This window comes from Polaromonas sp. P3_A5 (assembly GCF_056403055.1).
Genome location: NZ_JBFUGF010000001.1, coordinates 2413304 through 2426670, shown reverse-complemented (window position 1 = coordinate 2426670; position 13367 = coordinate 2413304). Strand labels below are relative to the sequence as shown.

The window sequence follows — 13367 nt, the reverse complement described above, 5'->3', positions numbered from 1 at the left end:
AGCCCGCGCTCTACCCCATGTTATTCGCCGACCTGAAGAAAGAGACAACCATGTTCAAGCAACTTGCCGCCTCGCTAACCTTCCTGGCCGTCCTGCCACTGGCATGGGCCCAAACCCCGGCACCGACTAACCCCACGGTGCGCCTGCGCGCGACGATTGAAAAAGTCGATGCGACCAGCCTCACCATCAGGGAACGCAGCGGCGAAGTGATCACGCTGGTGCGCCCGGCCGAGATGGACGTGTCCGAGGTGTACCCGCTGTCGCTCGCCGACATCAAGCCCGGCAGCTACATCGGCACCGCCGGCATGCCGCAGCCCGACGGCAGCCAGCTGGCGCTGGAGGTGCTGGTGTTCCCCGAAGCCGCGCGCGGCGCCGGTGAAGGCCACCGCCCCTGGGACTTGCGGCCCGACAGCACCATGACCAACGCCACCGTGGCCGACCTGGCCGCGGCGCCAACGTCGGTGCCCGGCGGGCAAAAGCTCACGTTGCGCTACAAGGACGGCGAGAAAACCGTGATTGTTCCGCCGGATGTGCCGGTGGTGTCCTTCAAGCCCGGCAAGGCCGATGAAAACGCCTTGCTGGTGCCGGGTGCCAAGGTGATGATCACGGCGCAGGAAAAAGCCGGCAAGCCGACCGCGCTGCGTGTCATCGTCGGCCGCGATGGTTTTGCGCCGCCCATGTAATGCAATGCGCCGCGCGGGCCGGCAAGTGCGGCCTGTGATAATTGGCGCATGCCGCCCACCGGCGCCAAACCTGTACCTGGCCCCTGTTTTTAAGCGATTTAGCCCTGCAGGCCAATAGGATCGGGCGCAAGCAGCTATCAAAAACAGAGCAAACACATTCGCCTGCGAAGCGCTATCTTTGACGCCTTTCAGGAAAGCGGCTGCTGTTTGGCCCTGATTTCTCCAATTTCACCCTGGCTCGCCTCCGCGAGCAGACGGAACACCTTTTGAACGATTCAGCCTCTCCCGTGAAACCGCCGCCTGCCGGCCCCCTGCGTGTTGCCGTCATAGGCGGCGGACCCGCCGGCCTGATGGCCGCCGAGGTGCTGGCCGCTGCCGGTGCGGCCGTGAAGGTCGAGGTGTATGACGCCATGCCTTCGGTGGGGCGCAAGTTTTTGCTGGCCGGCAAGGGCGGGCTCAACCTCACGCATTCCGAAGCACCCGAGGCCTTTCTGAGCCGCTATGGCGAGCGCGCTCCACAGCTGCAGCCGTTGCTGGCCGCGTTTGGCCCGGCGGAGCTGCGTGCCTGGGCTGAAGCGCTGGGCGTGGAAACCTTTATCGGCAGTTCGGGCCGCGTGTTCCCCAAAGACATGAAAGCCGCGCCGCTGCTGCGCGCGTGGTTGCACCGCCTTCGCCAGGCCGGCGTGCAGTTTTCCATGCGGCACCGCTGGCTGGGATGGGCCGATGACGGCGCGCTGAAGTTTTCAACGCCCACCGGCGAGGTGCTGGCGCAAGCCGACGCCGTGGTGCTGGCTTTGGGCGGCGGCAGCTGGGCGCGGCTGGGCTCTGATGGCGCCTGGGTGCCGCTGCTGGCTGCGCGCGGCGTGGCCGTGGCGCCGCTGCTGCCGTCCAACTGCGGCTTCGACGTGGCGGCGCGGCCCGACAGCCCGGCGCAGCTTGAAGAGGCGGCAGCCGACGCCGGCGAGACCCGCCGCGAATTCCTGCAGGAGCTCATCGGAAAAAGTCCCTTGACCAAGGCCGGCTGGACTGAACACTTCGCCAGCCGTTTTGCCGGCCAGCCTTTCAAGTCCGTCGCCATCAGCTTTACCGATTCACGCGGCCGAGCTTTTAGCCGCAAGGGCGAGTTCATTGCCACCGCCACCGGTGTGGAAGGCAGCCTGGTGTATGCCGCCTCCAGCTTGTTGCGCGACGAGATTGCGAAACACGGCAGCGCCACCTTCCTGCTCGATTTGCTGCCCGCCAAGACCGCCGAGCAGGTGCTGGTGGAAGTGCGCCACCCGCGCGGCTCACGCTCGCTGTCCAGTCACCTCAAGAGCCGCCTGAACCTCGACGGCATCAAGGCCGCGATGTTGTACGAACTGCTGGGCAAGGACGCCATCGCCGATCCGGTGCGCCTGGCCGCCGGCATCAAGGCGCTGCCGGTGCGCGTTACTGCGGCCAGGCCGATGGATGAAGCCATCAGCACCGCGGGCGGCGTGATGTTTGAGGGCCTGAGTGCACAGCTACAGCTGGGTGCTGCGGCTGCAGTGCCCCAGCCCGTGTTCTGCGCCGGTGAAATGCTGGACTGGGAAGCCCCCACGGGCGGCTATCTGCTCACGGCCTGCTTTGCTGGCGGGCGCGTTGCCGGGCAGGGCGTTTTGAGTCATTTTGGCCTTTAGCCCAATAGGGTTGTGCGCAAGCAGCTATTGATTTTGTAGCAAAATTTTTTGAACCATTCGCAGTTGTGCGAGAGGAGCCGCCATGATCGTCCGTTTTAACATCGACTCTTTTGACAAGACCCAGTACGAATACCGCGTGACCTACGAAGGTGAAGACCTGTTCGGCGACGCCGGGTTGGGCGGCATTGAAGAATGCATCATCGCCGCCACCGAAGGCCTGGGCCAGGACGCCGTGGCCGCGGAAGTCGCCTTCCGGGGCATCATCAGCGGCACCTATCCGCTGGCGTCGCTGGCGCTCATGTCGGCACAGATCGCCGTCCATGCATTGCAGACCACCGAGGCGGTTGAAGAAGTGAGCCGGTAGTACCGGGGCCCACAAAAGCCCCGGAGGCGGACTGTGCCGGGGAACTTTAGTTTGTGCGGTAGCGCACATACCGGGGGGCCGTTAGTCCCTATACTCCAAAGACGGTGCGAGATCTCTGCCAGAGGCCCAACTCGAAGCCAGATCCGCCCCGGAGTGTCTCGATGGCCCATTCTTCCAACCCCAAAGACAACGAGCTGCTTGCCGCATTGCCGGAAGCAGAGTGGCAGCGCTGGCTGCCGCAACTGGAATGGGTCGACATGCCGCTGGGTCAGGTGCTTTATGAGTCGGGCACCACGCTGGACCATGTGTACTTTCCCACCACGGCCATCGTCTCGCTGCTTTATGTGATGGAAAACGGCTCTTCGGCCGAGATTGCCGTCGTCGGCCATGAAGGTGTCGTGGGCATCTCCCTGTTCATGGGCGGGGAGTCCACACCCAGCCGCGCCGTCGTGCAAAGCGCTGGCCAGGGTTTTCGCCTCAAGGCACAGGCGATCAAGGACGAGTTCAAGCGCGCGCCGGTGCTGCACCTGCTGCTGCGCTACACCCAGGCACTGATCACGCAGATGGCACAAACCGCGGTGTGCAACCGCCACCATTCGCTCGACCAGCAGCTGTGCCGCTGGCTGCTCCTCAGCCTTGACCGGTTGCAGAGCAATGAGCTGGTGATGACGCAGGAGCTGATCGCCAACATGCTGGGCGTGCGCCGCGAAGGCGTGACCGAAGGCGCGACCAAGCTGCAAAACCTCGGGCTGATCCGCTATTCGCGCGGCCGCATCACAGTGTTGGACCGCCCGGGCCTGGAGCAGCGCACCTGTGAGTGTTATGCCGTGGTCAAGAAGGAATACGACCGCTTGCTTCCCGAAAAACTCGCCTCCTAGCATCCCGGTGTGCGGCCTGTTGTGTGCTGTGTGCGCTGGCACACGGTGGCGTTGGCGACACGTCGTGCATACTGGGGCACCGAATTGAACTGACGACAGTAGCGCGGCCTTGTCCATGACCCGGCACTCCCCGGGGGCCATAGAACCTATTCACGATCTAAACGGAGCCGCGTTGGGGTGCAATCGGGATGAGTGGGCCGCGCAGGACCGCCGCATGGGCTAATGCCCATGCAAGGGTCTGGGTGGCTCAATCGCCCGATTTCACCCCAACCCGGAGGGCAAGCGCCTTCTCGGGCGATCTGCGGCGTTGCGGCGCTTGCCCATAGCTGCACTATGGGCAGCGCACCGCGCCTTGCATCCCATCCCGAGAAGGTGCTTGCGCGGCCCCGTTTAGACCGTGAACAGGTTCTTACACCGGAGAGCCATTTTGGCCCCTGTCGAAAACCACCTCATTGAGCTTCTCCCTCGCAAGGACCGCCTGCGCCTGCTCGCCGTCTGCGAGCCCGTCGAGCTGTCGCTGGCCGAGGTGCTGTGCGAACCCGGCAAACCCACACGTTACGTCTATTTCCCGGTCGAAAGCTTCATTTCCCTTGTGGCCCTGGTGGAAGGCAGCCCGGGTGTAGAGGTTGGCATGGTGGGCCGCGAAGGCATGCTGGGCGCGCAACTGGTGTTGGGCGTTGTCACCGCGCCAGTGCATGCGGTGGTGCAGGGCGCGGGGGCATCCTGGCGGATCAGCACCGCCGTTTTCCGGCGCGAGCTGGCGCGCAGTGCTTCGTTGCAGCGCGGCCTGAACCGCTACCTTTATGTCTTGATGGCGCAGCAGTCCGCATCAGCGGCCTGCCTTCGCTTTCACCTGACGAGCCAGCGCCTGGCCCGATGGCTGTTGATGAGCCAGGACCGCGCGCATTCCGACCATTTTCATGTGACACACGAATTTCTGGCCTACATGCTGGGCATGCGCCGCGTCGGCATCACGTCGGCCGCCAGCGCGTTGCAGCGCGGTGGATTGATCGAATACCACCGCGGTGAATTGAAGGTTCTTGACCGCACCGGCCTGGAAGCCGCGGCATGCAGCTGTTACGCGGCTGACCGGAAAACCTATACCCAATTGCTTCACTGACGAGCGGGTTTGGGATAGCGGGGGCCTGCCTGTCAGGCAAAAGCATCGGTTTACCTGTTTCAGCTCAATGGCAGCCCGCGACACGGCCTGAAAACCTTTTGCGGCCGATGTGCGTTACCGCACGGACGGATCGCCTAGGGCCGCCTAGAAAGGAGCGTACGGCGATATTGCGAACCTTTGAAGACGCAGCGCCCGACCGCTGTTGCAGCGCCATGCAACTCCTTTAGCGAGGGTTCTGAAATGATCCGGCTTGCTTCCTCACCCCCTCCCAATATCAGGCTGCTGGCGCGCTCGGCGCTGACCATGCTGAGCTCTCCTGAACTCATGAAGGAGTCCCGATGCGAGCTGCCCGCCACCAGTGCCGCTGCGCTGGATGTTCTGCGCGACTGGGCCAAAGGAGACGGCGAGGGCGCTGACGGCATCCATCTCGCTTCGCTTCCCGAGCGGCAGCTCGAAGCGCTCACCCCCGACCACCCGCTGGACATCGCGATCGCTGATTGGGACGCGCTGTTTCACGCCGTCAAGGCCAGGCTCATGCTCAGCGTCGGTGAAAAACTCGCGGCCGCACCCAACTCGCAGGCCGGCGAGGCCGCGGAGCTGGTTCAGTCCATCGTGCTGGAGTGTGTGGGTGCCTTGCACCAGCTTCACCTGGCGCTGACGCATGAGCGCGAGCAACGCGCTCACCCGACAGCCCCAGGCGCGCAGGCCACCCAGCCGATGGCGCCGGGTTAACGCCGGGTTAACTTCTCTGCCTGCCTTCTGGGATGTCCGTGAGGCCGTCAGGCTGGCTTTGACGCAACCGGCACGGGCTGAAAAGTTTCCAGGTGGGCGATGATCAGATCGGTCACCTCCATCCCGCTCAACGAACTCAACGCAAAAAACGCCACAGAGTCGGCATGGCCGGCCCGGGGATCGTAGTACTGCGAAGGTACCTGCCGCAAATAACGCGCGCGCGGCCTGCTGCCCTGCACGTCATACATCAAGGCATCGTCGGCAATTCCTACTTGCAGCCCGTGAAGCGGGCCTCCTATGCAGGTCATCAGCATTGCATGGTTGTCTCCGTCAATGGACTGTATACGGATGGAGTGCCTGTGGCTATGGGCCGTCTGGCCTAGTGGTGGCTTTGGTCGCCGGATGGGCAGCGTCAAACCTAAAATGGTTGTGATAGCCCAAGGCCGCATGTTCTTTGGGTCTTCCATGGCAAGTCCCCGCCCAGCCTTCAATCCATGAAACCCTATTCCATTCTCTTTGTTTGCATGGGCAATATCTGCCGCAGCCCGACGGCCCACGGCGTGTTCCAACAAAAGGTCAAAGATCGCGGCTTGGCTCATCAAATCCAGGTCGACTCCGCCGGCACCCACAACTACCACCCCGGCAACCCACCCGACGAGCGCTCGCAGGCGCATGCATCCAGGCGCGGTTATGACCTGTCAGGCTTGAGGGCCCGGCAGATTTCGGATTCAGATTTTGAGCGCCATGATTTGATTTTGGCGATGGACTGGGACAACCTGGCTTTGATTCAGGAAGGGTGCCCGGCTAAACATCTCGGGAAGGTGCGCAGGCTCACGGAGTTCTGCCTGAAGCATGACAGCCCGGTTGTGCCTGATCCTTACTACGGCGGCAAGGACGGGTTTGAGCATGTGCTCGACCTGGTGGAGGATGCCTGCGAGGGGCTGATGCGGTATGTTGAACGCCATCTGAAGCCGGCGCATTGACTGGCAGCGGCTGCGCGCGCTGCAACTTGAATAAGGTGACGAGCCTTGACCCCGGCACTGACTCCACAGTTAGGGCTGCTTGGTTCCCCACCTGACCCGGTTGGCCGCTTTACCATGCGGGAAGGCCCGTCACCCTCGATTGTAAGGGACTTGGGAATGACCCCTCTGGCATACCCCCATCAGTGAAAAGGGCACCGAGCGATCTATTCCAGCCGGGGCCGCGGGACTGGCTTTGCCAGACCGCAGGCGCAGCGGCCCCCTCGGGGGGCAGCGCATTACACGAAGTGAAAAGCGTGGGGGCCATATCCTAGAATGGGCGGATGTCCTATCTCGTTCTTGCCCGCAAATACCGCCCCAAAAATTTCTCGGAAATGGTGGGGCAGTCGCATGTGGTGCAGGCGCTGGGCAATGCGCTGGCCACCCAGCGGTTGCACCATGCTTACCTGTTCACCGGCACGCGGGGCGTAGGCAAGACAACCATTTCCCGCATCCTGGCCAAGTCGCTCAATTGCCTGGGGCCGGACGGGCAGGGCGGCATTACGGCCACGCCGTGTGGCGTGTGCCAGGCCTGTACCGACATCGACAGCGGCCGCTTTGTCGACTACACCGAGCTGGACGCGGCGTCCAACCGCGGCGTGGATGAAATCGCACAACTGCTCGAGCAGGCCGTTTACAAACCTGTCGTCGGCCGTTTCAAGGTCTTCATGATCGACGAGGTGCACATGCTCACGAACACGGCGTTCAACGCCATGCTCAAGACGCTGGAGGAACCCCCCGAATACCTGAAGTTTGTACTGGCCACGACCGACCCGCAAAAAGTACCGGCCACCGTGCTGTCGCGCTGCCTGCAGTTCAACCTGCGGCCCATGGCGCCCGAGACGGTGCTGGAGCATTTGACGCAGGTGCTGGGCGTTGAAAACGTCCCGGCCGAGCAACAGGCGCTGCGCCTGCTGGCACGCGCGGCGCGCGGCTCCATGCGCGACGCCCTGTCGCTGACGGACCAGGCCATTGCCTTTGGCTCCGGCAAGCTTGAAGAAGCCAGTGTGCGCACCATGCTGGGCAGCGTGGACCGCAGCTATGTCTACCGCCTGCTTGATGCCCTGGCGCGCGGCGACGGCAAAACCGTGGTCGAAACCTCCGAAGCGTTGCGGCTGAACGGCTTGAGCGCGGCTTCCACCCTGGAAGAAATGACGACGGTGCTGCAACGCATGGCGGTGTTGCAGGCCGTACCCGAGATGGGCGCGGGCGACGACGGAGCCGACCCGGACATCGCGGAGACGGCGCGGCTGGCCCAGGCGCTGCCTGCCGATGAAACGCAGCTGCTTTACAGCCTGTGCCTGCATGGCCGCGGTGAATTGGGCCTGGCGCCCGACGAATACGCGGGCCTGACCATGGTGCTGCTGCGCTTGCTAGCCTTCAAACCGTCGGCTTCGGCTACCACCCATGCGGGGGGTGCCGCCGAGCCTGGAAAAAAGCCCCAGCCTGAGGTGGCGCGGGCCCATGCGCCCGTGGCTTTGCCTGAACGGCGCGCGGCGCTGGCGCCTGCCGCTGCACGCGAACCTACCCATGATGAGCCGGTGCCTGCTGCGCCGCGTGTTCCGCAAGAAACACCCACTTCTCAGGATTTTGAGAAAAAACAGCCCGCAGCCCAAGCGGAGCGTGCGCAAGCAGCTATCAATTCAGTAGCGACTCCCGTGGCGATGCCGGAGCGGCCAGTACCGCAGCAGCGCCCGCAGCCGGGCGCGCCAGCAGCTGCCGTCGCGCCTCTGGTGCCTGTTCCGCACGGCGAAGACTGGAGCCAGACTGTCAACCAGCTGGTGGCCGCCGAAGCCGTGGCGGCGCTGACGCGTGAGCTGGGCCTGCAGTCGGAGCTGCGCAGCCAGGCCGATGGGCTGTGGACGCTTCGGGTAGAACGCGAGTCGCTGAACCAGGCGGCAGCGCGTGAAAAGCTGCAAGCCGCACTGCAGGCGCATCTCGGCGATGCGGCCTTGCGGCTCGCGGTGGAAGTGGGGCCCGTCACCGACACCCCGGCGCGCCGCAATGCGGCGGCGCAAGCCGAGCGCCAGCGTGCGGCCGAAGAAATGATCCAGAACGACCCGTTTGTGCAGGACATGATTCGCGACTGGGGCGCCAAAATTGTCCCCGGCAGCATCCGGCCGCTGGCTGCGAAGTCGATATGATCAAAGGCAGGTTTTAAAACCAATTTCTGCCCCCAATTTCGACGCAATTTCAGACGCAAAGCACACCTCGATTTCAAGTTTTAAAGGAACTACCATGTTTAACAAAGGACAACTCGCGGGCCTCATGAAGCAGGCGCAGGCGATGCAGGACAACCTCAAGAAAGCCCAGGAAGAACTGGCATTTGTGGAAGTCACCGCTGAGGCCGGCGCCGGCCTGGTGAAGGTCACCATGACCTGCAAGCACGATGTCAAACGCGTCGAAATTGACCCCAGCCTGCTGACTGACGACAAGGACATGCTGGAAGACCTGGTAGCCGCTGCGTTCAACGCCGCCGTGCGCAAGGCCGAAGAAGTGAGCAACGAGAAAATGGGCAAGCTCACGGCCGGTATGCCCGGTCTGCCCGGCGGCATGAAGCTCCCCTTCTAACGGCTACTGCGCGGGCTCATGGCCGCGTTGCGGGTCCCGATCAGGTCATCCTCATGCACCTTAAGTGCATTCCGGTGACCTGACACCCGCGCCTTGCCCTGAACCCGCTCGCTACGCCTTGTTCTTCATATTCTTAAAGCTGCATTTCCCACTACATGGCTGACTCCAATGCTCTCGAAGGCTTGACCCAGGCGCTGCGCAAGCTGCCGGGCGTGGGCGCCAAGTCGGCCGCGCGCATGGCGTTCCATCTCCTGCAGCACGACAAGCCCGGCGCGCTGCAGATTGCCCGTGCGCTGGAGCACGCCGTCAACAGCGTGCGGCATTGCACCCTGTGCAACACGCTGACCGAGCAGGAGGTTTGCACCACCTGCGCCAACCCGCAGCGTGACCGCAGCAAGCTGTGCGTGGTTGAAACACCGGCCGACCAGGCTGCCCTTGAACGCACGCTGGCCTACAAGGGCCTCTATTTTGTGCTCATGGGCAAGCTGAGCCCGCTTGACGGCATAGGTCCCAACGACATCGGCTTGCAAAAACTGTTTGACCGCGTGGTGCCCAAGAATGAGCGCGGCGAGGCGTTGCCGCCTGCATCGCGCGAAGTGCAGGAAGTCATCCTGGCGACCAATTTCACGGCCGAAGGCGAAGCCACTGCGCACGTGATTGCACAAGCGCTGAAAAGCCGCGGCGTCCAGGTGACGCGCCTGGCGCGCGGAGTGCCGGTGGGAAGCGAACTTGAATACGTAGATTTGGGCACCATTGCCCACGCGTTGGTGGACCGCAGGTGAGGGCGGTGTTTTTAGTTTTATCTTGACAGCTTCATGCCCGCAGCGGGCGACCATAACGAAAGGAACCCACCATGACATTCGCACGCTTCACCATCGCCTATTGGTGTGTTCTGATTGCAGCCCTGTTGCCCATTGTGTGTGCTGCCATTGCCAAATACGGCACGATGAGCACCTCGCGTCGCGACGGCGGATACGACAACCACAACCCGCGAGGCTGGCTGGCGCAGCAAACCGATTGGCGTGCCCGGGCCAACGCCGCACAAGCCAACACATTTGAGGCACTGCCCTTTTTCTTTGCCGCAGTGATCATTGCGCACATCCTGCAGGCGGGGCAGACACGGCTGGACATCCTGGCATTGCTCTTTGTCGTGCTTCGCATTGCCTACATCATGATGTACATCGCAGACCTGGCCAAAGCCCGCTCGGCCATCTGGGCGTGTGCACTTTTTATCAATATCGTCATTCTTTTTTCCGGCTTTCGTTGACACATGCGTCGCGAGTGTGAAAGTTACCTCTGGTAACGCGATCACCTTCGGTAAAAACCCGCACGGGATCACCCCGATGCGGGTTTTTTTATGCCTCGATAAGCTTGTGACATCAAAAAAAGAGAGAGGCTTGCATGAATCGCCAACCCCTGATTTCCCGTCGGGCTTTTGCCGGTGGCACCGCACTGGCAGCAGCAACGCTGGCATTGCCGGTGCTTCGCGCGCAGCCCAGGCTCGAGAAAACAAAAATTGCGCTGGCGGTCGGCGGCAAGGCGGCGTTCTATTACCTGCCTCTCACCATTTCCGAGCAATTGGGGTATTTCAAGGCCGAAGGCCTGGACATTGAAATCAGCGACTTTGCCGGTGGCGCACGCGCGCTGCAGGCCGTGGTGGGCGGCTCTGCCGACGTCTGCTCGGGTGCTTTCGAGCACACCATCAACCTTCAGTCCAAAAACCAGATGTTCCAGGCTTTTGTGCTGCAGGGCAGGGCGCCGCAAATCGCTTTTGGCGTCTCGACCAAAAACATGCCCAACTACAAAACGGTCGCAGACCTGAAGGGCAAGAGAATCGGTGTGTCTGCGCCGGGGTCATCCACCAACATGATGGCCAACCTGGTACTTTCGCGCGCAGGCCTCAAACCCGGCGACGTGAGTTTTATCGGAGTCGGCACTGCGGCGGGCGCACTGACTGCGATGCGTTCGGGGCAGATCGATGCCATGAGCAATACCGACCCGGTCATGACCATGCTCGAGCAAAAGGGCGAGGTAAAGATCATCAGCGATACGCGCACCCTCAAGGGCACGATCGAAGTTTTTGGCGGTTCCATGCCGGCGGCCTGCCTGTACGCCCCGATAGAGTTCGTCCAGAAAAATCCCAACACTTGCCAGGCACTGGCCAATGCGATCGTGCATGGGCTCAAATGGCTGCAGACGGCAGGCCCCGGTGACATCATCAAGACCGTGCCCGAGAGCTACCTGCTGGGTGACCGGGCGCTGTACCTTGCGTCATTCAACAAGGTGCGTGAGTCGATCTCGCTTGACGGCATCATTCCTGATGATGGCGCGCGCACGGCGCTCAAGGCACTGGCAAGCTTTGACCCCAGCATCAAGGCCGACAAGATCGACATCGCAAAGACCTATACCAACGAGTTCGCACGCAAGGCCAAGGACCGATTCAAAGCTTGAGCCCCCACGCTCCCCACTGCGTGTGGTTCGCTGCCCCCCGAGGGGGCGCTGCGCCTGCGGCCCGGCAAAGCCGGTTCCGCGGCCCCTGCTGGTGAAGACGGATGCCCGCGTTGATCGTTCGGTGCTCTCCAATCCCTCCTCTTTGACCTGCCTCGTGCAAGCACCTTGCTGTAAGCTCCCGCCATGCCAGAACCCGACGACGCCTACGCCCTGGAGTTGATCAACATCAGCTGTACCTTTCACTCGCGCGACGATGCGGGCCAGCGTTATACGGCGGTGAGCGACACTACCTTGCGCATACGGGCCGGTGAATTCGTTTCGGTTGTCGGGCCTACAGGGTGCGGTAAATCCACGTTGCTCAATATTGGTGCCGGTTTGCTGGAGCCGTCTTCCGGCGAGGTTCGGGTGTTTGGCCAGCCGCTGGGCGGCATCAACACCCGCGCCGGCTACATGTTCCAGACCGAAGCTTTGATGCCATGGCGCAGCGCCATCGCCAATGTGATGATGGGATTGCAATACCGGGGCATTCCCGATGATGAAGCCCGCCGCCAGGCGCAGGCCTGGCTGGAACGCGTGGGGCTGGGCGGATTCGGTGACCGCTATCCGCACCAGCTTTCAGGTGGCATGCGCAAACGCACCGCACTGGCCCAGGTGCTGGCACTGGACCCCGACATCATCCTGATGGACGAACCTTTCAGTGCGCTCGACATTCAGACGCGCCAGCTCATGGAAAACGAAGTGCTGGACCTGTGGGCTGCCAAGAAAAAGGCGGTGCTGTTCATCACGCACGATCTGGACGAAGCCATTGCCATGAGCGACAGGGTGGTGGTGCTGTCGGCTGGCCCCGGCACGCATCCCATCGGCGAATTCCCGATTGACCTGCCGCGCCCGCGTGACGTGGCGGAGGTGCGCAGCCAGCCGCGTTTTGTGGAGCTGCACAAACAGATCTGGGACGTGCTGCGCGATGAAGTGCTTAAAGGCTATGCACAGCAACTCAAGAAGGCAGCCTGATCATGTGGCGCCATCTCAAGCCCTCTGAAAGCAATCTCCGCGCATGGCAAGTCGGTTTGCTGGTATTCATTCTGATCGGCTGGCACCTGGCGTCGCGCGACCAGAAAATTGCTTTTTTCCTGGGCGAGCCGATCAAGGTGGCCGGCAAGATATGGAGCTGGTTCATGCCCTTTGGTTTCGGGCCGAGCGGCCTGTTCCCCGATGGACTGGCAGGCAACGCCGACATCTACCTTCATCTGGGCACCACCCTGCTGGAAACTGTGTTGGCCTTCGGAATAGGCACGGCGCTGGGCCTGGCCTGCGGGCTGTGGCTGGCCTTGGCCCCTACGGCCAGCGCGATCCTGGACCCTTACATCAAAGCCGCCAACTCGATGCCGCGGGTGATTCTGGCGCCGATCTTCTCGCTGTGGCTTGGCCTTGGCATCTGGAGCAAGGTAGCGCTGGCGGTCACGCTGGTATTTTTCATCGTGTTTTTCAATGTTTACCAGGGTGTGAAAGAGGTCAGCCCGGTGGTGCTGGCGAATGCCCGCATGCTGGGCGCCAACCAGCGCCAGCTGTTGCGCACGGTGTACCTGCCAAGCGCGACCAGCTGGGTGTTTTCCAGCCTGCATACCTCTGTGGGCCTGGCGTTTGTCGGAGCCGTCGTGGGTGAATACCTGGGGTCGGCGCGCGGAGTGGGCTACCTGATTTTGCAGGCCGAGGGCACGTTTGACGTGAACACGGTGTTTGCCGGCATCGTGGTGCTGACGGCGTTCGCCCTCGTGCTGGACGGCATTGTTGGCAAGCTGGAGAAGCGGCTCATGAAATGGCAGCCGCGCACCGGTGAGACAGAAAAACTCTGACGTTTTCCCTGTACCGCAACTCTTCCTGTCGTCCTACA

The 13367-nt window shown here is 62.5% G+C and carries 15 protein-coding genes and 1 other RNA gene; 14 read left to right on the top strand and 2 right to left on the bottom strand.

The genetic code is table 11. From position 1 onward, the window contains the following. The first annotated feature begins 50 nt into the window (after nt 1–50). The 6 genes from AC1DU8_RS11500 (at nt 51) to AC1DU8_RS11475 (ending at nt 5435) form a co-directional block, all read left to right on the top strand. On the top strand, nt 51–683 hold the full coding sequence (locus AC1DU8_RS11500) for a hypothetical protein (protein ID WP_457278648.1): 633 nt from the start codon (nt 51–53) through the stop codon (nt 681–683). 266 nt (nt 684–949) lie between these two features. After that, on the top strand, nt 950–2341 hold the full coding sequence (locus tag AC1DU8_RS11495; protein ID WP_477726765.1) for a TIGR03862 family flavoprotein: 1392 nt from the start codon (nt 950–952) through the stop codon (nt 2339–2341). A gap of 82 nt (nt 2342–2423) precedes the next feature. Beyond that, nucleotides 2424–2705, top strand: coding sequence for a hypothetical protein (locus AC1DU8_RS11490; RefSeq protein WP_477660591.1), 282 nt, complete (start codon nt 2424–2426; stop codon nt 2703–2705). Between the two features lie 161 nt (nt 2706–2866). After that, nucleotides 2867–3583 carry a Crp/Fnr family transcriptional regulator gene (locus tag AC1DU8_RS11485; protein ID WP_477670878.1) on the top strand — a complete coding sequence of 239 codons (717 nt, stop codon included), beginning with the start codon at nt 2867–2869 and terminating at the stop codon, nt 3581–3583. Between the two features lie 427 nt (nt 3584–4010). Next, nucleotides 4011–4703 carry a Crp/Fnr family transcriptional regulator gene (locus AC1DU8_RS11480; protein ID WP_477726764.1) on the top strand — a complete coding sequence of 231 codons (693 nt, stop codon included), beginning with the start codon at nt 4011–4013 and terminating at the stop codon, nt 4701–4703. A 240-nt stretch (nt 4704–4943) separates the two neighbouring features. Next, entirely contained in the window at nt 4944–5435 is a 492-nt protein-coding gene (locus AC1DU8_RS11475) for a hypothetical protein (protein WP_477726763.1), read from the top strand. 47 nt (nt 5436–5482) lie between these two features. Here AC1DU8_RS11475 and AC1DU8_RS11470 read toward each other — a convergent pair whose 3' ends face one another. After that, nucleotides 5483–5743 carry a hypothetical protein gene (locus AC1DU8_RS11470; RefSeq protein ID WP_477726762.1) on the bottom strand — a complete coding sequence of 87 codons (261 nt, stop codon included), beginning with the start codon at nt 5741–5743 and terminating at the stop codon, nt 5483–5485. Between the two features lie 186 nt (nt 5744–5929). Between AC1DU8_RS11470 and AC1DU8_RS11465 the strand changes: the two genes are divergently transcribed. Continuing rightward, on the top strand, nt 5930–6418 hold the full coding sequence (locus AC1DU8_RS11465) for a low molecular weight protein-tyrosine-phosphatase (RefSeq protein WP_477726761.1): 489 nt from the start codon (nt 5930–5932) through the stop codon (nt 6416–6418). Nucleotides 6419–6452: 34 nt separating this feature from the next. On the opposite strand, the gene ffs is transcribed toward AC1DU8_RS11465, so the two are convergent. Continuing rightward, nucleotides 6453–6549, bottom strand: an RNA gene (gene ffs, locus AC1DU8_RS11460) — signal recognition particle sRNA small type. Between the two features lie 189 nt (nt 6550–6738). On the opposite strand from ffs, the gene dnaX reads away from it, so the two are divergent. The 7 genes from dnaX (at nt 6739) to AC1DU8_RS11425 (ending at nt 13329) form a co-directional block, all read left to right on the top strand. Beyond that, nucleotides 6739–8598, top strand: a complete 1860-nt coding sequence (dnaX, locus tag AC1DU8_RS11455; RefSeq protein ID WP_477726760.1) for a DNA polymerase III subunit gamma/tau — start codon at nt 6739–6741, stop codon at nt 8596–8598. Nucleotides 8599–8692: 94 nt separating this feature from the next. Beyond that, on the top strand, nt 8693–9025 hold the full coding sequence (locus AC1DU8_RS11450) for a YbaB/EbfC family nucleoid-associated protein (protein ID WP_457278639.1): 333 nt from the start codon (nt 8693–8695) through the stop codon (nt 9023–9025). A 155-nt stretch (nt 9026–9180) separates the two neighbouring features. Further along, nucleotides 9181–9807, top strand: coding sequence for a recombination mediator RecR (gene recR, locus AC1DU8_RS11445; RefSeq protein WP_457278638.1), 627 nt, complete (start codon nt 9181–9183; stop codon nt 9805–9807). A 71-nt stretch (nt 9808–9878) separates the two neighbouring features. Next, nucleotides 9879–10292: an MAPEG family protein gene (locus AC1DU8_RS11440; RefSeq protein ID WP_477726759.1), complete on the top strand. Its 414-nt coding sequence runs from the start codon at nt 9879–9881 to the stop codon at nt 10290–10292. Nucleotides 10293–10426: 134 nt separating this feature from the next. Continuing rightward, nucleotides 10427–11476 (top strand): ABC transporter substrate-binding protein, encoded by a 1050-nt coding sequence (locus AC1DU8_RS11435; RefSeq protein WP_477667241.1) that lies wholly within the window; start codon nt 10427–10429, stop codon nt 11474–11476. A gap of 183 nt (nt 11477–11659) precedes the next feature. Continuing rightward, nucleotides 11660–12487 carry an ABC transporter ATP-binding protein gene (locus tag AC1DU8_RS11430; RefSeq protein WP_477702413.1) on the top strand — a complete coding sequence of 276 codons (828 nt, stop codon included), beginning with the start codon at nt 11660–11662 and terminating at the stop codon, nt 12485–12487. A 2-nt stretch (nt 12488–12489) separates the two neighbouring features. Continuing rightward, complete coding sequence (locus tag AC1DU8_RS11425) at nt 12490–13329, top strand: ABC transporter permease (RefSeq protein WP_477689048.1); 840 nt, start codon at nt 12490–12492, stop codon at nt 13327–13329. Nucleotides 13330–13367: the final 38 nt, after the last annotated feature.